The sequence below is a fragment of the Streptomyces sp. NPDC004610 genome, assembly GCF_040609715.1.
Lineage (GTDB): Bacteria > Actinomycetota > Actinomycetes > Streptomycetales > Streptomycetaceae > Streptomyces.
This window is the reverse complement of the sequence record NZ_JBEXLA010000004.1, coordinates 92968-114110: the sequence shown is the minus strand read 5'-3', so window position 1 is coordinate 114110 and position 21143 is coordinate 92968. Positions and strand designations below refer to the sequence as shown.

The window sequence follows — 21143 nt, the reverse complement described above, 5'->3', positions numbered from 1 at the left end:
ACGAATCGACGGGATCGTCGGCATGCTGGAGCTGATACGGCGAGGTCACACCGGCCACCCGATGCATGCGGACCGGCCTCTCACAGGGCGATCGGCTGTTCCGGGATCGCTGGACAGTACGCTGGGCACGAGCACCGCTGGACCACCGAGGCTCCACGAAGGAGGCACACCATGACCGCCGAGATGGTGGCGCCCACATGGATGCACACGCAGATCAGCGCGGAGCAGTACGACTCCTGGTCCGAAGAGCAGTGCGCCGGCATCGAGATCGTGGACGGAATGGTCGTCGCGAGTCCGAGCGCGTCCAAGCGGCACAACCGGCTCGGCCGGATCCTGGCCAATGCGCTGGACTCGGCAGCGGGCCCGGACTGGAACGCCGACACGGACTTCGACGTCCGTCTGCAGGACGTCCCGCTCACCAATCGCCGCCCGGACGTCGTTGTCTACCGGGCGGAGACCATCGACCTCACGCCCACCCGGCCCGAGCACCTCCTCCTGGTCGTCGAGGTCGTCTCACCCGGCTCGGAGACCACGGATCGCGTGGTGAAGGTGGACCAGTACGCCAAGGCCGGCATCCCCTTCTACTGGCGCGTCGAGCAGGCGGCCACCGGTGTCCCCATCGTCTACACCTACGTTCTCGACCCCGCGACCAGGGTGTACCGGGAGGGCGAGATGTTCACCGGTGTGATCGAGGCGGCCGTGCCGTTCTCCGTGACCGTCGATCTCGGCGTCGTCTGACCGCCGTATCCCTTCGTCCGCCCTCCCCCCCCCACCCGTCCGGAACCCGATCGCCCCCTCGCCACCGTGCCCCGTCCGCAGGACACTTGACCGACGAACTGGTCTGCGGAGGGGGACGGGACATGCAGGACAGTCATCGGGTCGACGCCGAGAGGCTGTTGGCGCGGGCTGTGGAGGAGGAGGTACGGCGCTCAGGAGGCCGTACGGACGCGAAGGTGCTGATGTCCAGGGCGCGGGGCGCGCTGGACACGATGGCGCGGACCGCCGCCGAGGAGTACACGGCGTACACCCGGGCGCTGGACGAGTCCGAGGCCGGGCGGCTGACGTTCGGTCAGCGGTACGCGCGGGACGGGGGCGGGACGCCGCTGCTGGTGGCGGGCGTGGGCGCGGTCGCCGCGGTGGTCGCCGACCTGGCGCTGGGCACCGGCGCCACGACGGCGGTCGGCGCGGGGGTGGCCGTCGGGGTGGTGGGCGCCGCGGCGACGGTGGTGAAGGTGGCCGGCGCCCATCTGCCGGCCGCGCATCACCAGGCCGGGGCGGTCGGGCAGCCGGGCGGGCCGGAGCAGTTGCGGTTGCAGTGGCTGACCGCGCTGGAGGTGCGCGGTATCCGGCCGTTCCTGGACCAGCAGCGGGTGCTGGCCGCGTCCACCGGGCCCAAGAAGCCGGGGCCCCGGCTGTTCGGCGCGGACAAGAGCGGGGCGGCGCGGGGGCGGAGCGTGCTGGAGCAGTCGTTCGGTCAGCTCCCGGACCCGTCGGGCCCGTTCGCCGGGCGGCGGCCGGAGATGGCCCGGATCCGGCAGTGGGTCCAGGCGGGCCGCGCCAGCACCCGGACCCGGCCGACGGTGGTCGTGCTGCACGGCCCGCCGGGCAGCGGCCGGACGACGCTCGCGGTGCGGGCCGCGCTGGATCTGAGGGACCAGTTCCGCGGCGCCTGTGTGGTCGATCTGCGCGGCGACACCACCGGCGAGCCGCCGCTGTCCACCCGGGACGCGCTGCTGCATCTGCTGAACCGGCTGGGCGCCCCGCGCGAGCAACTGCTCTTCCGTGAGCGGTCGTCGGCCGATCAGCAGGTCAAACGGCTCAGCGAGCTGTACCACCAGCATCTGACCGGCGTACCGGTCACGATCGTCCTGGACGACGCCTCCGATCTCGGCCAGATCCGCACCCTGGTCCCCGAGCGCTCCGACAGCCTGGTGCTGGTCACCGCCCGTGAGCCGCTCGCCCTGCCGCCCGATCTCCAGGCGTCGGTGCATCAGCTGCCGGTGCCGCCCCTGGAGGCGGCCGGTGCGGAGGAACTGCTCGGGGCCGTGGCGCAGGACCGTTCGGGGCCGTACGACGCCGAGTCCGGCGACCGGATCACCGGGCTGTGCGGCGGGCTGCCGCTCGCGCTGCGCATCGCCGGTTCCTCGCTCGGCGCCCGCTCACCCCGCCAGCTCGCCGCCGACCTGGGCGCGTACGGGCCGGTCGACCCGGTGGAGCGGGCGCTGTGGCTGCGCTACACCGATCAGTCCGACCCGGCCCGGCGGCTGCTGCGGCGGCTCGCCCTCGCCGGGCGGGCCTCACTGGGCGCCGCCGCGGCGGCCTCGCTGCTGGCCACCGACCAGGCCGAGGCGACCCGTCAGCTGACCGCGCTGGCCCGCGCCGGGCTGATCGACCAGGTGCGCGGCGACCGCTTCCGGCTGCACGACCTGGTGCGCGCCTTCGCCCACGCCCGGCTGCTGGACGAGGAGGAGGCCGCCGAGCGCACGGCAGCGCAGGAGCGGCTGATCGTCAACTACGCCGAGCTGGCCGACTCCGTACTGCGCCTGGTCGACGGCAATATGTCCACCCGCTCGGACCGCTTCGGCCCGCACGGCTTCACCTCCCTGGACGAGGCGCTGCGCTGGCTGGACGACGAGTCCAGTTTCATCACCGCCGCCCTGCGGCACGCCGAGGGCGTCGACCAGGGCGCGGTGCTCAATCTGCTGGGCGCGCTGTGCGACTACTGCCTGCTGCGCGGCGACCTCTACCGGCTCGGCGAGATCAGCGAGCTGGCGCAGGCGGTGGACCAGGGCCTGCTGATCCGCTCGGTGCAGTGGCGCACCGGTATCGCGGCCCGCCAGCTCGGCGAACTCGACAAGGCCCGCACCACGCTGACCTCCGTCGTCGACCTCTATATGGAGGCCCATCACGACGCGGGCGCGGCCCGTGCCCTGTGCTCGCTCGGCATCACCCTGCACCACCAGGGCAATCTGGTGGAGGCGGCGGCCAAGCTCCGCGAGGCCCTCGACCTCCAGGCGCCCCCGCAACTGGCCACCGACCGGGCCTGGACGATGCACGCGCTGGCCGCCGTCGAACGCGACCGGGCGCATCTCGCCGAGGCCCTGGACCTGCTCACCGGCTCCCTCGCCCTGCACCGCGCCGGCGAGTCCGTCCACGGCGAGGCATGGGCGCACTTCCAGCTCGGCCAGCTCCATGTCCGCCTGGGCGACACGGACAGCGCCGAAGCCTCCCTCCACGCCGCCCTGGAGCTGTACGACCGCACCCGCGACGCCCGCGGCACCGCCTGGGCGCTGACCCAGCTGGCCCGCGCCCACCTGGTCGCCGGAGACGCCTCCCCGGCGGTCGACGAACTCCGCGCGGCAGCCGCCCGGCACCGCGAGAACGAGGACGCCCGCGGTGAGGCGTGGACCCTGTACTACCTCGGCCAGGCCCTGGAGGAGAGCGGCGACCGCGAGCAGGCGGTCCGGGACCTGGAACGCTCCCGCACGATGTTCTCCCGGATGCGGGACGTGTACGGGCTGGCCTGCGCCCGGCACCACTCGGCCCGCGTCACCCGCGACCAGCGCGCCGCGCAGACCGGCTCCCTGCGCAACTCCGGTTTCGCCCGTCAGCTCCTGGTCGACGCCCGCGCCGACTTCCAGCGCATCGGCGTCGCCCACGGCGAGGCGTGGACCTGTCTGGAACTGGCGGTGGTGGACGCCGGGAACGCGAAGACGCCCCAGGCGCTCGACCTGTGCGAGGAGGCGGCGGCGCTGTTCGCCTCGTACGGCGACCGGCGTGGCGAGGACTGGGCCCGCTTCCTGCGCTGCACCCTCCTGCCCTACGCGGCCCCGGGCGGCGTCGAGGTCGGCACGGCGGTCGCCCAGGAGGAACTGGCCCAGCTCGCCCGCACGACCCACACCATGCGCGACCCCAAACTCACCGAGTACGCGGAGACGTACCAGCTCTTCCTGGAACGCGGGATCAGCCTGGAGGCGGGCTGGCAGGCCTGGCGCCTGGGCATGGTCCCGAGCCGCCATGCGCGGGAGGTCATGGGGGTGGGGGTGGTGGGGGTGGGGGGCTGAGGAGAACGGTGGGGTTCGCTGGGGTTCGGTGCTGGGGGGCGGGGCGGCTCGGGCAGTAGGCAGCCCGCGCCGCCGCGCCTGCTCCGGGACCGCCCGCGCGACCGCGCCAGGAGACGCTGCTGCTATCCGATCAGGGCCACGGGGGCGTCCCAGGCATTGCGGTCGACGGTGATGGTGTGGCCGCCACGGGTCTCCTTGCTGTTGACCATGTACTGATGGCCGCGGCTGTGGTTGGTGTACAGCTTGGGATCCCAGGGCCAGTCGTCCGTGGTGGTGTTCTTGTTGTTCCACAGCGCGTACCAGAGGTTGCCGGGCAGGTCGGTCCGGTCCTTCGCGGTGGCGATGGCCTTGGCGCTGGAGCTGCTGAAGCCGTAGTAGCCGGCGCGGTAGGTCTTCGCCCGCAGGGTCTTGGTGAAGGAGCGCACGTAGGTGAGCGTGGCGTCGTTGCACGCCTTGTTCGTGATGTCGTACGACTCCATGTTGAGGTAGATGGGGCTGCCGGGCTTCATACCGAGGGCGGCTGCTTTGGCGATGGCGTCGTTGGCGTTGCTCGCGCCGAGGGAGGCCGCGGTGGACGCGGTGAACCTCTCCGGGTTCCTGCTGGTCTGGCAGGGCGGCTGGGCGCCGACGTAGAGCGGGATCAGCTGCCAGCCGGCGGTGCTGACGGACTTGACCCAGGACGCGGTGAGGTTGGGCTGGGCGCAGCCGCGGTTCTTGCCGCCGATGTAGACCGCCGCGGCGCCGTAGAAGCCGGTCTTCCATGCCTTCATCGCGGTGAGTGAGGGCGCTGTGCAGGTGTCGAACGCCCGTCCCGTGTACGTCTTCTGCGCGGGCCAGCTCGTGGCGGCCATGGAGGTCTGCGCCGCGATCCCGGCGCCTGCGACCACGACGACGCCGGTCGTGGCCCACGCGATGTAGCGGCCCCTCTTGGACAGCCGGTGACTGGACATTCCCACCCCATTCAAATCACGGCCCGCAGCCCGCACCTGGTGCACATGAAGGCCTGCGCGCGGTGGCACACCAGGGGGTGTGACCGCGGTGCTCGCCAGGACGGCGGTACGACTCCGGCAGTCGGAGCGCTCCGTACCCTATCCAGGGGAGATTCCCCACCCTGCCCCGCGGTCAGCCCCCTGCGCCCTTCCTATGGGCGGCCATTGATATCGCTCCGGCTCCTGTGGACGAGCCAGACGGCGAAGAGTGATCCGGCGGCCGGGGGAATGAAGTTGAGTGACGCCCTCAGGCCCCATTGTGCGGCGGTGAAGAGTGCGGCGACGTGGATGAGCACCGCGATTGTCGAGACGAGGAGTAAGGGGCCTCTGGCGAGCATCGTGTGTCTTTTCTGGGCGGGGCTGGCTTTGCTTGGTTTTTGCCAAGAGGGTCAGCATGCCGCGTGGCACTTGCGTCCGCAACAGCAGGTTGTTGCAGGGTTCCGAACCGGTGACCCCGTACGTCCCTTTGCGGAGACATTGCGAATCTGGGGCTGATTACTACCGTGCGGGGCGATCGGGGACGTTTCTCACCCGACGCAGGTTGGCCTATTCTTTTTGGTTTGGCTCATTTGGTTTGGCTCATTCGTTTCGCGGGCTGCATACGCCTCCACACCCGAGAGATCCGGTGGCTGCGAGCATGCCGGTCTCAACGAGGCACTGTCCCGAACAGCTGACAGGAAACCCTCATGAAATCCATAGGAATCGAGCTCATTTCGGCAGGGTCTGCCCTGGCAGCAGTCGCCGACTTCTTCGACAGGAAAAAACGGCGAGCAACCGAGCCGGTGACATTCGGCGTCGCGCTGAGATCCGCCCCGCCGGAGAGGTGGAGCCAGTCGGCACGGTGGGGCGCGGTTGCCGCCCTGGCCGTACGTGTCAGTGTCAACGCGGTGGGTGATGGTCAGGATGCCGGTACCAGCGAGGGCGCAGACCAGCGCCGGTATCGCGGACGCGCACAGCCCAGGCCGGTGGTCCGGGCCGCCGAGGTGGCGTGCCTCGACCGGTTCCAGCCGTCCAGCCGTCGGGCCGCCACGGTCGCCACGGCCTCCAGGCCCCGCGGCGGCCCGCGGCCTCCAGTGCCCAGGGTCGCCACGGCCTCCAGGCCCTGGGTCACCACAGCCGCCAGTGCCCTGCGCCGCCGCGGCCTCCAGTCCCCTGCGCCGGGAGGCGTCGGCCGCCGTCCCGGACCGCGTGGCGCCCCGCACTCGCTGTGGAGCCCGCCCCGACCTGGGACTACGCCCGGGTGTCGCCGCCTGCCGTCGGTGCCGCGGCGGCGCCGGCGGTGCTCGCCGTCGTGGTCTTGCGGACGCCCCCGTCCGCAGCGTCCGCCGCCTCGGCCGCCTCCGCCGCCGGATCCTCCGGCGCCTCCTTGAAATCGACCTTGCCCATATGGCGGCTCATCGACTTCATCAGGCCCCACACGGCCAGGGCCATCACCGCGAACACGATGAAGCCGAGGACGCCGGGGGTCACCTTGTCCTCGTCGAGCTCCTTCGCGGCGAAGGTGACGAGGTTCGTCATTGCCAGGCTTGCGCTTGCGCTCATGTCAGGCATTGTCCCGGACGCCCGCGAAGAGGTCGTCCTCGGGGAGGGAGGTATCGACCAGAGACTTCGCCAGCTCGTACTCCTCCGTCGGCCAGACCTCCTTCTGGAGCTCCAGCGGCACCCGGAACCAGCCCCCGTCGGGGTCGATCTGCGTGGCGTGCGCGATCAGCGCCTTGTCCCGGATCTCGTAGAAGTCCGCGCACGGCACATGCGTGGTGAGCGTGCGCTCCTTCTGGCCGAACTCGTCCCACCGCTTGAGCCAGTCCCCGTAGGGCGACTCCATGCCGCGGTCCAGCAGCGCCTGGTGCAGCGCCTCGGTGCGGGGGCGGTTGAAGCCCTGGTTGTAGTACAGCTTCAGCGGCCGGTGGGCGGGCCCGTACTCGGCCTCCGGGAAGCGCTCGGTGTCCGCCGCGCCCTCGAACGCCACCATGGAGATCTTGTGGGTCATGATGTGGTCGGGGTGCGGATAGCCGCCGTTCTCGTCGTACGTGGTGATCACCTGGGGCCGGAAGGAGCGGATCCGGCGGACCAGCTCGCCCGCCGCGTGCTCGACGTCCTCCAGGGCGAAGCAGCCGTCCGGCAGCGGGGGCAGCGGGTCCCCCTCGGGCAGCCCGGAGTCCACGAACCCCAGCCACTCCTGCTTGACCCCGAGGATCTCCCGGGCCTCGTCCATCTCCTTCTTGCGCACCTCGTGGATGTGCTCCTCGATGTAGGTGTCACCCTGGAGCTTGGGGTTGAGGACGGAGCCGCGCTCGCCGCCCGTGCAGGTCACGACCAGCACGTCCACCCCCTCCGACACATACTTCGCCATGGTCGCCGCGCCCTTGCTCGACTCGTCGTCGGGATGCGCGTGCACGGCCATCAGTCGCAGCTGGTCAGTCAAGACTCAATCCTCGGTGAATAGGCGCCCGGGGGTCGACCGGGCGCGATGGTCGGTGCCCGGCCCGCCTGATGGGCCCGGATGGGCCCGGATGGGCGAGGGGCGGGGGTCCGCGGCGGACGGGCGGCTTCTATAGTGACCGAATCGGAGGGCCAATAATTCCGGAGTCCGGCTCCGGGGCCCCTTTTGGGACAGCGTCTTCGGATTTGTTCCACCCGCGGCCGAGAGGACGATCATGAGCACGGTGACCACGCCACGGCCGGACGGCCGCTACGGCCGTGCCTCGGACGAGCGGGCCGACCGCACGCTGAGGATCGTCGGGACGGCGATGGGCGCGGTGCTGATCCTGCTGCTCGGCTACTTCGGCTACCACTACGTCGGCCAGAACAAGATCAGCGCCGAGCTGATCAGCTTCGAGCTGGGCGAGGACGCGGTGCAGGTCAGGCTGAAGGTGGAGAAGGACGCGGGGGCCTCCGGCTACTGCACGGTCCGCTCCCAGTCGGCGGACGGCGCCGAGGTGGGCCGCGCCGACTTCCGCTTCGACGGCGACGACGCCTCCGGCGGCACCGAGGTCGTCACGCTCCGTACGACCTCCCCGGCCACCTCCGCGGAGCTGCTCGGCTGTCACGCCGACTGACCAATACCTCCGTGCTGAGCTGCGTTGACGGGATTTTGGTGACTTATGTCCTCCCCGTATCGCCATTGAATTGTTAGGCTCGTGGTTTCGCCCACTCATGAAGGAACATCCTTCTGAGTAGGGCGATGCTTTGTATTCCCAGTACCGACGAGGAGCACCCTGTGACCCAGACCAGCGAGAACGTCACCTGGCTGACCCAGGAGGCGCACAACAAGCTCACGGAAGAGCTTGCCTACCTTACTGGTCGTGCGCGCACGGAGATCGCCGCCAAGATCGCCGCCGCGCGCGAGGAGGGGGACCTGCGCGAGAACGGCGGGTACCACGCGGCCAAGGAGGAGCAGGGCAAGCAGGAGCTGCGGGTCCGCCAGCTGACCCAGCTGCTGGAGAACGCCCAGGTCGGCGAGGCCCCGGCCACCACGGACGGCACCGTGGCCCCCGGGATGGTCGTCACCATCGCCTTCGACGGCGACGAGGACGACACCCTGGCCTTTCTGCTGGCGTCCCGCGAGTACGCCAGCTCGGAGATCGAGACCTACTCGCCGCAGTCCCCGCTGGGCGGCGGCGTGCTCGGCCACAAGGTCGGCGAGGACGTGGAGTACGAGCTGCCCAACGGCCGGAAGGCGTCCGTACGGATCCTGAAGGCGGAGCCGTACAGCGGTTGACGCTCCGCTCGGTTCGGTTCGGTTCGGGTCCGGGTTCCGGATCGGGTTCGAGTTCGGGTTCGACGGCTGAGGCCCCCGGCGTCCTGAGGGATGCCGGGGGTCTTGTGCTGCTCGGCCCGCGTCCCGTACTCGGCGTCACGAACCGCCGATCAGCCGCTCGATCTCCGGAGGGAGATCGCCGTCGAGAGTCTCCGCGACGAACAGGACGCCGTCGGGTGCGTCCTCCACGGCGATGGCGATGCTGGGGTCCACGCCCTCGACCGCGTAGGCGATCGTCGAGGTCGGTGAGTCCGGCGAGTCCGGGCCGTCTTCGTCGTCGAGGGAGTCGTCGCACGGGGGGACGGTCGCGGAGCCCAGTTCCTCACCGATCGTGAAGTCGGCGTTGGCGAGGCCCGTGTACGTGCGGGTGTCGTACTCGACCAGGTACTCGCAGGAGGACCCGGACCCGGACCCAGACTCGGACTCGGACTCGCCGCCGCTCGGTGAGGCACAGGAGGCAGCCGCCATGACGGCCGCCGCCACGAGTGCTGCCAGGGGGATACGCCGTCCAGCCATGACCAGGGGTTTCACCCGGTCACCTCCTTCTGAGCGTCTGCCCTTGGACTGTCCCCGGGCCCGCCACGTACCCCTACCCGTCGTCCCTTGCCTCCTCACTTCCGCCAGAACAGATGGTGGCTGACGCCGCTGGGGCTGGGCACGACCTCCAGGTGGAAGCGGTCGAGGAGGTCCTCGGGGGACTCCCACAGGCGCCTTCCGGAGCCGAGTTTCAGGGGCGAGACGGCCACGTGCAGGGTGTCGACCAGGCCGGCGTCGAGGAACTGCCGGATGGAGGAGACCCCGCCGCCGAGCCGGACGTCCTGGCCGTTCGCGGCCTTCTTGGCCCGGTCGAGGACGGTGGCCGGGTCGTCGTCCACGAAGTGGAATGTGGTGTCGCTGAGCGTGAACGAGGGGCGCGGGTGGTGGGTCATGACGAAGACCGGGGTGCGGAAGGGGGGCTCGTCGCCCCACCAGCCCTGCCATTCATGGTCCTGCCAGGGGCCGCGCTGGGGGCCGAATTTGTTGCGGCCCATGATCTCGGCGCCGATGTTGCGGGCGAAATCGCGGGTGAAGTAGTCGTCCAGGCCACGGGTACCGCCGGGATCCGTCCGCATGGGCCAGCTGGCGGTGGCTCCGGCCCAGGAGAACAGCCGTTCGGGGTGCTCGAAGCCGAAGGGCTGGTCAAGGGTCTGGTCCTGGGCCTCACCGGCGGCTACTCCGTCGCTGGAGACGTTGAAGTTCATGACGCGCAGTAGCTGATCCATGGGGTGCCGTGCCTCTCCTCGCGGGTGGCGGGTGCTGTCCCGCCATCGTGGAGCAGGGGCTCCACATCTTCATGTCGATCGGGGGACGGCCGGATCGACAGGGCAGGGGTTTCTTCTTTTTCTCCTCACCGGGTGGCTGTCGTCTCCGCCGGTCGGGCGATGCCCCACGCGTCGAGCCGGGCGGCCAGCCAGCCGGGTGCCACGCCGTAGTCGTGGGCGAGGCGGGTGAGGGGGGCGCCCATGAGGTAGCGGTGGGCGAGGGTGTCGCGGTCGCGGTCGGGGTCGGGGTCGCCGAGCGCGTGTGCTTGTGCGGGGGTGGGGTGTGGGAGGGCGGGGGTGGGCTGGGGCGGGGGCGGGACTGCGGGGGCGGGCTCGGGTCGGTGCGGGAGAGCGGGGACGCGCTCCGGTGGGCAGGGGACTGCGGGGCCGGGCTCGGGTCGGCGGCCCTGGTGGGCGCGGTTCTCGTGGAGTGACCGGAGGTCACGCGCGCGGATGACTCCGTCGATGTCACCGAGGGCGGCTCTGGTGTGGAGGGCCTCGCGGAGGGCTCGGCACCAGGGGCAGCGGGTGGGGTCGGGTGGGCCGGGGCGGGGGGTGGTGAGGGGGTTGCGGGGGGTGGGCATCGGGTCTCCGGGGGCGTCGGCCGGCGGTCGGTCGACGCGCGCTTCGGGGTGGGCGGTGGCTGTGGCTGTGGCTGTGGTCGGTGCTCGCTCAGAGGCGCTGTCTGGAGGCCGCGTTGCGCGCCGCGTTGCGGACCCTCAGCTCTTCGCGCGCGGTGAGGGGACTGACGGTGAAGGCGTCCCACTCCGTGCCGCCGTTGATCGGGCGGAGCTGTACGCGGTCACTGCCGTAGTGCCCCATCACTACGCCGACCAGGTCCCGGTCGATGTCCTTGACCAGGGTGCCGAGGCCGCAGTCCTGGGGCGGCACGGCCGTCTGGTCTGTGTCCGTTGTGGCCATGCGTCGACGCTACGGGCGGTGACGGCCGGCAACCAGAAAGGCAGCGATGCACTTCCGCCGACGTATCGTCAGAAGTGCATCTGGGTGGTGCAGTTACGCGAAAGCGCCCAGGCGGGCGCCCACCCTCCGCATCTCCGCCGTCAGGGTCCGACGCTTCTTCGAGATCTCCTCGAACGTGATCGCCGCCGATGCCTGGTGGCAGAACCACTGGGGTGCGGCCTCATCAAGGTGGGTCAGCTCCTCCATGGCCGCCGTGGGGTCTCCCGTACGGACAAACGCACGCGCGAGGTCGAGCCGGTAGCGGTGGCCGTCGTTCGTGCTGGGCCCGCCAAGCCGCTTCCAGTGCTTCTCCTGGAGGGCTTCCTCGTCCTTGGACTTCCGGATCACGGACCGTGCATCGCCCACGATCATGTGGTCTTCGAGTTCCTTCATGGCCGCGGTGACGGGACCGAACCGCGACCAGTGCCGCAAGAAGTTCTTGTGCCCCTTGCCGACCGCTCTGGCCGCGGTACCGGCTGCCCGGCGCAGCGCCACGGCTTCCTCGGGACGGTTGTTGCGAATGGCGGCAGCCGCCGCCTCCATCGCCAGGCCGCCCCATGTGGCGTACTGATCCGGCGTAGCGCCCATGATCTTGGGTTCCACCACATCCATCGTCGCGACGGCGATGTCCTCGGCTTCGTCGAACCGCTGAGTCCTGATGAGGAGCCAGCACATCCCGCCCACGCCGGACGCTGCGGCAAGGTCGTCTCCCGCGCCCTTGGCGTCCTCGATCGCGCTCCTCGCCGCCACATGAGCCAGATCGAACTGCCTGACCTGGGTCAGATATCGGCCCACTACGTTGAGCGCCTGGGAGCGGAGAACAAGCGCTTCTGCCCGCTGCTCCCCGGAGTCGAAGTAGGTCACGGCGTCATTCGCCGCCTTGATGAGGCCGGGCAGTTCCGCAGCGATGCTCGTATAGGTGTCGCTGAAGTACAGAACAGAGTTGTCGTGCGTCATTCTGCGCAGACGGTGAAGATCGGGCTCGTCGCCCACCGGGCTGCTGGCGGGAGCCAGGCTGAGCGCGGGCGTCAGCGCGATACGCAGCTCACGCAGGTTCTGGCTGTTCGGGTCTTCGAGTTTCACCGGCTCGGGCGGCCCTGGCGCCATCAGGTCGGACGTCTTCACGCCCAAGGCACGTGCGATCGAGTGAAGGGTCTCCATCCGAAACCCGTCCTGCCCCTGCTCTATCCGCCGCACCGGACCGACGGACAGACCTGATCGATGGGCCAGTTCCTCTTGGCTGTACCCCCTTGCGCGCCGGTAGCGTCGTACATTGCGTGCGAGTTCTTCCGACATGCGTCACCACCTTCTCCGGCCAGCGTACGGCGGTGGGGGATGCCGCGATTTCCTGAGCCCGGCCCCCGGCACGGCGAAGGGCCGGCCAGCCGGGCGTCACGCCGTGAGGGTGCGCCCACGAGGTGGCTGGTGGGCGAGGGGGTCGCAATCGCCGAGGGCGGCGTGTACGTGTTCGGGGGTGGGCATCGGCCGTTGCTCGGGCGGAGCTGTACGCGGTCACTGCCACACGGCGTCACACCGGCAGGCTCACCACATCCGCGAGCGTCCGCATCTCCGGTGTGAGGGTGCGGCGTTTGCCCACGACGCGTTCCATGATGTCGCGGGCGTACCGCTGGTTCGGGAGCCACTGCGGTGAGGTTGCGTTGATCCCTTGCAGTACCTCGACGGCCTCCCCGTACCGCCGGGTGCGGGTATAGGCGTCGGCGACGTCGAGCAGGTGGCGGTTCCGGTTGTTCGACGTGGGCCTCAGCTTGTCGGCGGGGATCTGGGTCGCCAGGTGGAGCACCTGGTCCGGTCGGCCGGAGATCATCGCGTTCTCGGTGCGCTTCAGGGCCACGGTGACGGGGCCGAAGGTGCGCAGAAAATCCTCGGCGGGCGCGAACTCACGTCCCATGGCCACGGCTGCCGACTGCGCGAGACGCAACGCGTGCTCCGCCTCGCCCGGACGGTTGTCCCGGATACCGGCGGCCGAGGCACGGAGCAGGAGCCAGCCCCAGGCGCTCAGTTCGGACGGGGTGGCCCTGGACATGCGCGGCTCGGTGTCGTCGGCCCACTCCGTGGCGAGTTCGCGGGCCTGTGCGATACGTCCTCGGCGCAGGAGGAGCCAGCATTGGGTGCTGACCGTCGAGGCTGCCTGGAGGCGGTCGGCGGACTCGTCGAGGGCGCGTTCGAGGGCCATCTCGGCGATGTCGAACTGCCGGGTCTGGGTCAGGAGCCACCCCGTGAGCTGCATCAGCTTGACGCGGACCGCCCGGCCGTCCGGATCGTGCCGGGCGAGTACGTCGGTGTCCCGCAGCAGGGGCGGGAGGATCGCGCCGAGTTCGGCGAAGCGGTCCCCGGAGAAGAGGGGCATCGCGTGCCGCAGTGCGCTGCGCACCCCTTTGAGGGTGGGCTCCTCAAGGCCGTCGTCACCCGTCGGAGGGATGACGAGCGCCCGGCGCACGGGCTCCCACTGGTCGCGCGTCGCCCGTCCCGCGCCTTCCTCTACGGCGTCCGCCATCAAGCGGGTGGTGGGGACCCGCAGGGCGGCGGCGAGGCTGCGTGCGGTTTCCAGGCGAGTGTCTGCTCGGTCGCCCTGCTCCAGCTTTCGGATCAGGGAGAGGGAGATCCCGGACGTGTCGGCGAGTTCCCGCTGGCTCATGCCCCGGCGCTTGCGAACATCACGGAGCCGTGCCCCGATGTTGGCACTCATGATTCGAGGGTACGGCTTCCGGCAGCAGGCGCTCAGGCGTGCTGAGTTCGGCAGATCGACGCGACGAAAGGCATTGGCGTGGCACACCCCGAAGAAGACGGCCGGATGTTCCGGGAAGCCTGGATCACCGGTGTGAAGGCCCACTTCCCCGGGGAGCCCAAGCCCGGCTACATCACGCCCTGGGAGGACACCCCCGACTGGGAGCGCGAGTCCGCGGCCGTCGTCTGCGGTCAGGTCCGTGAGTTTCTGCGGGTCAGCGGGCGGAGCGCGGCGCGGCTCACCCGGGAGCAGAAGGGGCGCTTCGTCTCGCTCTGCTGGATCGCCCAGATCTTCGCCCACTTCCCCGACCCGAAGCCGTCGTACGTCGCCGACTGGCCGGAGCAGCCCGCGTGGCAGCGCGAGACCAACTCCGACATCTTCGAGGCGATCGAGGGCGCGACAAGGCCCTGAACGCCGACGGTACGGATGTGAATGTGAATGTGGATGTGGCGAAGGGCCAGGAACCGGTACCCCATCCCGGTCCTGGCCCTTCCGCACGCCTCGTCCAGCGGCGGAGCCGTCAGCTCGCCGCGCTCCGGTACTTCCGGACCGCCAGCGTCCGGAACACCACGATGATCAGGACCGACCAGATCAGCGACGCCCACACCGGATGCTGCATCGGCCACGCGTCCGACGGGGACACCCCCGGGTTCCCGAACAGCACCCGGCACGCCTGCACCGTCGCGCTGAACGGGTTCCAGTCCGCCACATGCTGGAGCCACGGCGTCATCCGGCTGCTGTCCACGAACGCGTTGGACACGAACGTCACCGGGAACAGCCACACCAGACCGCCGGACGTGGCCGCCTCCGGCGTCCGTACGGACAGGCCGATCAGCGCGCCGACCCAGGTGAACGCGTACCCGAGCAGAAGCAGCAGACCGAACGCGCCCAGTACCTCACCGAAGTTGGTGTGGGTGCGCCAGCCGACGAGGAGGGCGACGATCGCGAGGACGAAGAGCGTCAGCGCGGTCTGCACCAGGTCGGCCAGTGTGCGCCCGGTGAGCACCGCGCCCCGCGCCATCGGCAGCGAACGGAAGCGGTCGATCAGGCCCTTGTGCATGTCGTCGGCGATTCCGGCGCCCGCGCCCGCCGTCGCGAAGGTGACGGTCTGGGCGAAGATGCCGGCCATCAGGAACTCGCGGTAGACGGCGGGGTCCGTGGTGCCCCCGATGTCCATGGAGCCGCCGAAGACATAGCTGAACAGCACGACGAACATGATCGGCTGGAAAAGGCCGAAGATGATCATCTCGGGGATGCGGGACATCCGGATCAGATTCCGCCGGGCCACCACCAGGGAGTCCCGTACGGACTGGATCACCGGGTTCGTGGGCGGCGCGATCGGCACCGCGTCGGTGACGGCACTCACTGCGCGGTCTCCTTCTTCTGCTTGGGGGACTTGCCGGGGGCGGTGCCGTCCGCGGACTCCTCTTCGGCTATGTGGCCGGTCAGGGAGAGGAAGACGTCGTCCAGGGTGGGGCGGCGCAGCCCGATGTCGTCGATCTCGATGCCCCGGGTGTCCAGTTCGCGGATGATCTCCGCGAGGAGCTTCGCGCCGCCGGTGACCGGGACGGTCAGCTTGCGCTGGTGGTCCTCGACCGTCGTGTCCCCCTTGCCGAAGCCCCGCAGGATCTCGGACGCCGTGGCGATGTCCTCGCGCTCATGGACGACGACCTCGACGCGCTCGCCGCCGGTGCGGGCCTTGAGCTGGTCGGAGGTGCCGCGGGCGATCACCTTGCCGTGGTCGACCACCGCGATGTCGTGCGCGAGATGGTCGGCCTCCTCCAGATACTGGGTGGTGAGCAGGAGTGTCGTACCGCCGGAGACAAGCTGCTTGATGACCTCCCACAGCTGCTGGCGGTTGCGCGGGTCGAGGCCCGTGGTGGGCTCGTCCATGAACATCACCGGCGGGCGGACCACGAGCGCCGCCGCCAGGTCGAGCCTGCGGCGCATACCGCCGGAGTAGGTCTTCGCGGGGCGGTCGGCCGCGTCGGCCAGGTTGAACTGGTCGAGCAGCTCGGTGGCCCGGACCTTCGCGGCCTTGGACCGCATCTGGTAGAGCTGGCCGACCATCTGGAGGTTCTCCCGGCCGGTCAGATACTCGTCCACCGCGGCGAACTGGCCGGACAGGCCGATGGAGCGGCGGACGTCGTTCGGGTTCTTGAGCACATCGATCCCGGCGACGACGGCACGGCCGCTGTCGGGGCGGAGCAAGGTGGTCAGACAGCGGACGGTGGTGGTCTTTCCCGCGCCGTTCGGCCCGAGCAGGCCCAGCACGGTGCCTTCCGGGACATCGAGATCGACGCCGTCCAGTGCCTTTACGTCACCGAAGGTCTTGACCAGACCCTCGGCGTAGATGGCGCCTGGCATATGAGTCTCCACATGATCAGGTTGATTCGAGAAGAGTGGTGAAAGTCTGAGAAGCGTAGAAGGTGGTGTTCTGTTCCGCACAGGGGTGTGCGTGAAGGGGATGGTGGCGGGGGTACGCGTCCGCCACGCCGGACACCATAACGCGATGTATCGCGTCTTACAACGGGTTTATGCGCGAGCCCCGCCGCCCTCGTCGCCGCCTCAGTCGATGACCGTGTACCCCGCGTCACGCAGGGCCTGGCCGACCTCGGCGCAGTGGGCCGGGCCCTTGGTCTCCAGGTGCAGTTCGACCTCCGCCTCGGTGAGCCCGAGCCGGGGATCGGTTCGTACATGACTCACATCGAGCACGTTAGCGTCCACCACTGACAACGCCCCCAGCAGCGAGGCCAGGGCCCCGGGACGGTCGGTCAGCCGGAGGCGAACCGCCAGGTAGCGGCCCTGCGCGGCCATTCCGTGCCGCAGCACCCGCTCCATCAGCACCGGATCCACGTTCCCCCCGGACAGGACGGCGACCACCGGTCCCTCCGGCATCCTCGGCCCCGCCGGGTCGCTCAGCAGCGCCGCGACCGGGCTCGCCCCCGCCGGTTCCACCACCAGTTTCGCCCGCTCCAGGCAGAGCAGCAGCGCGGCCGACAGCGCGTCCTCGGAGACCGTACGGACCTCGTCCACCAGCTGTGCGCAGATCGCGAACGGGACATCCCCGGGGCGGCCCACCTTGATGCCGTCGGCCATCGTCGTCGGCAGTTCGACCGCCACCGGACGGCCCGCCGCCAGCGACGGCGGATACGCCGCCGCCCCCGCCGCCTGCACCCCGATGATCCGTACGTCCGGGCGCAGCGCCTTCACCGCGACCGCGATCCCGGCCGCCAGCCCGCCGCCGCCCATCCCCACGACGATCGTGCGCACCTCGGGGCACTGCTCCAGGATCTCCAGCCCGACCGTGCCCTGCCCGGCGATGATGTCCGGGTGGTCGAAGGGGTGGATGAACACCGCCCCCGTCGTCCGGGCGTACTCCTGCGCGGCGGCCAGCGTCTCGTCGACGACCTGACCGTGCAGCCGCACCTCGGCGCCGTACTCCCGGGTCGCGCTGATCTTGGGCAGCGGGGCGCCCTTCGGCATGAACACCGTCGCCCGCACCCCGAGCAGCGCGGAGGCCAGCGCCACCCCCTGGGCGTGATTGCCCGCGCTCGCCGCGACCACCCCGGCCGCCCGCTCCTGGGGCAGCAGCCCGGCGATCCGCACATAGGCGCCGCGCAGCTTGAACGAACCCGTCCGCTGGAGGTTCTCGCACTTGAGGTGCACCGGCGAGCCGACCAGCTGGGTCAGATAGCGGCTGCCCTCCATCGCGGTCACCCGCGCCACGCCCATGAGCATCTTCTGCGCGCCCCGCACATCGTCCAGGGTGACCGGGGACGAGGGGGCGGCGGGGGCGGTCCTGCGGTGGTTCATGACTCAAGTCTCGCAGTTCACAGGCGGCACACGCGGGTGTGACCAAGCACCGAGACCGGTTTCCGCAGCGCCGGTACGGCCCGCCTTCCATCCGCGTACCCTGTCCCCCAACCTTGGCACCCAGCATGAAGTGAGCCCCCTGGCCATGCCCACAACGCCTGACATGTCGATGGACATGACGACGGACGTGACGAAGGACGTGACGACCGTCGGTGACACCGGTCTTCTCGACGCGATGCAGCACGAGGTCGCGGTGTTCGCCCGCCGGGCCGAACAGACCCGGCTCGGTGGCGTCGGGCAGGTCCGCAACTCCATGGACCGGGCCGCGTACCTGCTGCTCAACCGGCTCGACAACGAGGGCCCCATGGGGGTCAAGGCCCTCGCCTCCAGCATGGGCATCGACTCCTCCACCGTCACCCGGCAGGTGGCGCCCCTGGTGGACACCGGGCTGGTCAAGCGGACCTCCCACCCCGAGGACGGCCGCGCGGTGGTCCTCCAGCTCTCCCCGCGCGGGCACTCCCGGCTGGACGAGGTGCGCTCCTCCCGCCGGCAGCTCATGGCCGAGCTGACGGAGGAGTGGACGCCGCAGGAGCGGGAGGCGTTCTGCACGCTCCTCACCCGTTTCAACCGGGCGCTGTCCTCCCGGATGTCCGCCCAGGACACGCCGGGCGCGGACGCCCCGGGCCTGTCCTGACCCTCACCGGCGTGTCCCCGGCCGTGCACGGTTCTTGACCGGCGGGGTGCGGCCGGTCTCCCATGAGGCGAGGGCGGTCGCTTCCGGCGCCGCCCCTCGGGAGACGGCTCCGGGAAGGCTTCAGGACGGCCTCAAAACGGCCTCAGGGGGAGGCGCGGTGTGGGCACGGGCACAGGCTCAGGCACGGCGGACGGTGCGGGACGCCCGCCGGGACGAGGAGTTCGCGGCGTTCGCGGCGGGCGCCTCGGGTCGGCTGCTGCACACCGCCACCCTGCTCACCGCCGAGACCCCGGACGCCAATCCCCGCGCGCGGCACCTGCTCACCCTGTCCCTCGCCCACACCTACGCGGCCTGGGACCGGCTGCGCGGGGAGGACCCGTACGACCGGACCCGGCAGTATCTCGCCGGACGCTTCGCGCGCTCCGCCTGGCACCAGTACGGGGCCCTCGGGCGGGCCCGCCCCCATCCCGACAGCACCCTGGCCGTGCTGGGCCCCCGGGAACGGCTGGTGCTGGTGCTGCGGCTGTTCGAGGGCGTCGCCGAGGAGCAGACCGCCGCGCTGCTCGGGCTCCCCGTGGAACGCGTCCACGCCCTGTGCGACCGGGCCACGGCGACACTGCTGCATCCCCCGCGCCGGGCCACGCCCCCGGTGCGGGCCCCGAAGGCGGCGACCTCGTGAACGGCCCCGGGGGGAAGGCGGCCGGGGTCATGAGCCGCGCCGACGGTACGGGCCCCGAAGCCAGCGACCTCATAAACGGCCCCGGACGAAAGCGGCCGGGGTCATGAGCCGCGCCGACGGTACGGGCCCCGAAGCCAGCGACCTCATAAACGGCCCCCGGCGAAAGCGGCCGGGGTCATGAGCCGCGCCGACCGTGAGGCCGCTGCCCGGCGGATCCTGGAGCGGCGGCCCCCGCCGGTCCCGCCCGAGCTGCACCGGGACGCCGTCCGCCGGGGCGGCCGGGCCCTGCGCCGCCGCCGGGTCGCGCTGCGGCTGCTGTGGCTGCTGATGCTGGCCGCGTGCGTGGCGTTCACGGTGTGGGCGCTGACCGTACGGCCCTGGGTGGAGCCGCCGTCGGAGACGACCCCACCGCTGACCGGCTGGTGAGCCCGGCGGACGGCTCGGCCCCAGGGCCCGCTGAGCGGTCGGTGCCCCCTGCGGGCGGGTCAGCGCAGGGCCCGCCGTGCGGCCGGTGAGCGGGGCGGGCCCCTGCGGGCGGCCCAGCCCGGCGCACCCTGAGGGGCTGGCAACCCCGGCGGGCGGCTCAGCGCAGGGCCCCGCCGACCGGCCGGTGAGCCGGGCGGACCCCTGCGGGCGGCTCATCCCAGCGCACCCTGAGGGGCTGGCAACCCCTGCGGGCGGGTCAGCGCAGGGCCCCGCCTACCGGTCGGTGAGCCCGGCGGGCCCCTGCGGGCGGCCCAGCCCGGCGCACCCTGAGAGGCTGGCAACCCCTGCGGGCGGCTCAGCCCAGCGCCCGCCTACCGGCCCGTGAGCCCGGTGGGCACCCTCGCGCGGCTAGCCCAGCGCCTGCTGGAGGTCTTCCAGGAGATCGTCGACGTTCTCGATGCCGACGGACAGCCGGACCAGGTCGCCCGGGACCTCCAGGGCCGAACCGGCGGCCGAGGCGTGGGTCATCCGGCCCGGGTGCTCGATCAGGGACTCGACCCCGCCGAGGGACTCACCGAGCGTGAAGATCCGGGCCCGGTTGCAGACCTCGACGGCCGCCTCCTCGCCGCCCGCGACCTGGAAGGAGACCATGCCGCCGAAGGACCGCATCTGCTTGGCGGCGATCTCATGGCCGGGGTGGTCGGGCAGGCCCGGGTAGAGGACCCGGGTCACGCGCGCGTGCCGGGTGAGCATGTCGGCGATCTTCGTGGCGTTCTCGCCGTGCCGGTCCATCCGGACCGACAGGGTCTTCGCGCCGCGCAGCACCAGCCAGGAATCGAACGGCCCGGCGACCGCGCCCATGGCGTTCTGGTGGTACGCCAGTTCCTCGCCGAGCGCCTCGTCGGCGACGACCAGCGCACCGCCGACGACATCGGAGTGGCCGCCCATGTACTTGGTCAGCGAGTGCACGACGACATCGGCGCCGAGCGCCAGCGGCTGCTGGAGATAGGGCGTGGCGAAGGTGTTGTCGACGACCAGCCGGGCGCCCGCGTCCCGGGCGATCTGGGCGACGGCGGCGATGTCCGTGATGCCGAGCAGCGGGTTGGACGGCGTCTCCACCCAGACCGCCTTGGTCTTCGGGGTGAGGGCGGCCCGTACGGCGTCGGGGTCGCTGGTGTCGGCGACCGACCACTCGACGCCCCAGCGCGCGACGACCTTGGCGAACAGCCGGAACGTGCCGCCGTAGGCGTCGTTGGGGATCACCACGTGGTCGCCGGGGGCGAGCAGGGTGCGCAGCAGGCAGTCCTCGGCCGCGAGCCCGGACGCGAAGGCAAGACCGCGACGGCCGCCCTCCAGCGCCGCGAGGTTCTCCTCCAGGGCGGTGCGGGTGGGATTGGCGCTGCGGCTGTACTCGTAGCCGCCGCGCAGTCCGCCGACGCCGTCCTGTTTGTAGGTGGACACCTGGTAGATCGGCGGGACGACCGCTCCGGTCAGGGGATCGGCGGTGTTGCCCGCGTGGATCGCGAGCGTCTCGAAGTGCTGACTGATGTGCCTGTCGCTCATGGGCCCCGAGCGTAGTCCGCCGGGCGGGACGGCGCGGTCAGGCGGTTGTCCACGGACGAGGGCCCGTGGTTGTCCACAGGCGGTCGCGGGCGGTTGTCCACAGGTGGGACGGTGGGTTGGCCAATTGTCGGCGTGGTCTGGTTCG

21 protein-coding genes are annotated in these 21143 nt (G+C 71.0%); 8 read left to right on the top strand and 13 right to left on the bottom strand.

What is annotated here, in order from left to right; all coding sequences use genetic code 11:
- Nucleotides 1-171: 171 nt before the first annotated feature.
- A complete protein-coding gene (locus tag ABZX40_RS05940) occupies nt 172-738 on the top strand; it encodes a Uma2 family endonuclease (protein ID WP_355737565.1) in 567 nt (188 codons plus the stop codon).
- A gap of 122 nt (nt 739-860) precedes the next feature.
- Nucleotides 861-4064, top strand: coding sequence for a tetratricopeptide repeat protein (locus ABZX40_RS05935; protein WP_355737568.1), 3204 nt, complete (start codon nt 861-863; stop codon nt 4062-4064).
- A 122-nt stretch (nt 4065-4186) separates the two neighbouring features.
- On the opposite strand, the gene ABZX40_RS05930 is transcribed toward ABZX40_RS05935, so the two are convergent.
- From ABZX40_RS05930 to mca, 3 genes are all read right to left on the bottom strand, one after another.
- A complete protein-coding gene (locus ABZX40_RS05930) occupies nt 4187-5014 on the bottom strand; it encodes a glycoside hydrolase domain-containing protein (RefSeq protein WP_355737571.1) in 828 nt (275 codons plus the stop codon).
- Between the two features lie 1269 nt (nt 5015-6283).
- Entirely contained in the window at nt 6284-6604 is a 321-nt protein-coding gene (locus tag ABZX40_RS05925) for a hypothetical protein (RefSeq protein ID WP_355737574.1), read from the bottom strand.
- Nucleotides 6597-7478, bottom strand: a complete 882-nt coding sequence (mca, locus tag ABZX40_RS05920) for a mycothiol conjugate amidase Mca (protein WP_355737577.1) — start codon at nt 7476-7478, stop codon at nt 6597-6599. Before mca ends, ABZX40_RS05925 begins: the two co-directional genes overlap by 8 nt.
- A 232-nt stretch (nt 7479-7710) precedes the next feature.
- Here mca and ABZX40_RS05915 point away from each other — a divergent pair, with 232 nt between their 5' ends.
- Together ABZX40_RS05915 and greA are read left to right on the top strand one after the other, a co-directional pair.
- Nucleotides 7711-8112, top strand: coding sequence for a DUF4307 domain-containing protein (locus ABZX40_RS05915; protein ID WP_355737580.1), 402 nt, complete (start codon nt 7711-7713; stop codon nt 8110-8112).
- A gap of 161 nt (nt 8113-8273) precedes the next feature.
- Entirely contained in the window at nt 8274-8774 is a 501-nt protein-coding gene (greA, locus tag ABZX40_RS05910; RefSeq protein WP_355737583.1) for a transcription elongation factor GreA, read from the top strand.
- 135 nt (nt 8775-8909) lie between these two features.
- Here greA and ABZX40_RS05905 read toward each other — a convergent pair whose 3' ends face one another.
- The 6 genes from ABZX40_RS05905 to ABZX40_RS05880 all read right to left on the bottom strand — a co-directional run bounded on the left by ABZX40_RS05905 (nt 8910) and on the right by ABZX40_RS05880 (nt 13781).
- Complete coding sequence (locus ABZX40_RS05905) at nt 8910-9344, bottom strand: DUF6281 family protein (protein ID WP_355737586.1); 435 nt, start codon at nt 9342-9344, stop codon at nt 8910-8912.
- A gap of 80 nt (nt 9345-9424) precedes the next feature.
- Nucleotides 9425-10075: a dihydrofolate reductase family protein gene (locus ABZX40_RS05900; RefSeq protein ID WP_355737588.1), complete on the bottom strand. Its 651-nt coding sequence runs from the start codon at nt 10073-10075 to the stop codon at nt 9425-9427.
- 125 nt (nt 10076-10200) lie between these two features.
- Complete coding sequence (locus ABZX40_RS05895; RefSeq protein WP_355737591.1) at nt 10201-10698, bottom strand: hypothetical protein; 498 nt, start codon at nt 10696-10698, stop codon at nt 10201-10203.
- 88 nt (nt 10699-10786) lie between these two features.
- The gene (locus tag ABZX40_RS05890) at nt 10787-11035 is read right to left on the bottom strand and encodes a hypothetical protein (RefSeq protein WP_355737594.1); all 249 of its coding nucleotides are present in this window, start codon (nt 11033-11035) and stop codon (nt 10787-10789) included.
- A 93-nt stretch (nt 11036-11128) separates the two neighbouring features.
- Nucleotides 11129-12370 carry a helix-turn-helix transcriptional regulator gene (locus ABZX40_RS05885; RefSeq protein ID WP_355737596.1) on the bottom strand — a complete coding sequence of 414 codons (1242 nt, stop codon included), beginning with the start codon at nt 12368-12370 and terminating at the stop codon, nt 11129-11131.
- A gap of 232 nt (nt 12371-12602) precedes the next feature.
- Nucleotides 12603-13781, bottom strand: a complete 1179-nt coding sequence (locus ABZX40_RS05880; RefSeq protein ID WP_355737599.1) for a helix-turn-helix transcriptional regulator — start codon at nt 13779-13781, stop codon at nt 12603-12605.
- Between the two features lie 105 nt (nt 13782-13886).
- Here ABZX40_RS05880 and ABZX40_RS05875 point away from each other — a divergent pair, with 105 nt between their 5' ends.
- On the top strand, nt 13887-14231 hold the full coding sequence (locus ABZX40_RS05875; RefSeq protein ID WP_355737856.1) for a hypothetical protein: 345 nt from the start codon (nt 13887-13889) through the stop codon (nt 14229-14231).
- Nucleotides 14232-14340: 109 nt separating this feature from the next.
- Here ABZX40_RS05875 and ABZX40_RS05870 read toward each other — a convergent pair whose 3' ends face one another.
- The 3 genes from ABZX40_RS05870 to ilvA form a co-directional block, all read right to left on the bottom strand.
- Nucleotides 14341-15186, bottom strand: a complete 846-nt coding sequence (locus ABZX40_RS05870) for an ABC transporter permease (RefSeq protein ID WP_355737602.1) — start codon at nt 15184-15186, stop codon at nt 14341-14343.
- Nucleotides 15183-16187: an ATP-binding cassette domain-containing protein gene (locus tag ABZX40_RS05865; RefSeq protein ID WP_355737605.1), complete on the bottom strand. Its 1005-nt coding sequence runs from the start codon at nt 16185-16187 to the stop codon at nt 15183-15185. Before ABZX40_RS05865 ends, ABZX40_RS05870 begins: the two co-directional genes overlap by 4 nt.
- 201 nt (nt 16188-16388) lie before the next feature.
- Nucleotides 16389-17636: a threonine ammonia-lyase gene (ilvA, locus tag ABZX40_RS05860; RefSeq protein ID WP_355737608.1), complete on the bottom strand. Its 1248-nt coding sequence runs from the start codon at nt 17634-17636 to the stop codon at nt 16389-16391.
- A 145-nt stretch (nt 17637-17781) separates the two neighbouring features.
- Here ilvA and ABZX40_RS05855 point away from each other — a divergent pair, with 145 nt between their 5' ends.
- The 3 genes from ABZX40_RS05855 (at nt 17782) to ABZX40_RS05845 (ending at nt 19435) form a co-directional block, all read left to right on the top strand.
- Nucleotides 17782-18330, top strand: coding sequence for a MarR family transcriptional regulator (locus tag ABZX40_RS05855; protein ID WP_355737611.1), 549 nt, complete (start codon nt 17782-17784; stop codon nt 18328-18330).
- A gap of 157 nt (nt 18331-18487) precedes the next feature.
- Nucleotides 18488-19009, top strand: coding sequence for a sigma factor-like helix-turn-helix DNA-binding protein (locus ABZX40_RS05850; RefSeq protein WP_355737614.1), 522 nt, complete (start codon nt 18488-18490; stop codon nt 19007-19009).
- A 177-nt stretch (nt 19010-19186) separates the two neighbouring features.
- On the top strand, nt 19187-19435 hold the full coding sequence (locus ABZX40_RS05845) for a hypothetical protein (protein ID WP_355737616.1): 249 nt from the start codon (nt 19187-19189) through the stop codon (nt 19433-19435).
- A 408-nt stretch (nt 19436-19843) separates the two neighbouring features.
- Here ABZX40_RS05845 and ABZX40_RS05840 read toward each other — a convergent pair whose 3' ends face one another.
- Nucleotides 19844-20998 (bottom strand): cystathionine gamma-synthase, encoded by a 1155-nt coding sequence (locus tag ABZX40_RS05840; protein ID WP_355737618.1) that lies wholly within the window; start codon nt 20996-20998, stop codon nt 19844-19846.
- Nucleotides 20999-21143 lie beyond the last annotated feature (145 nt).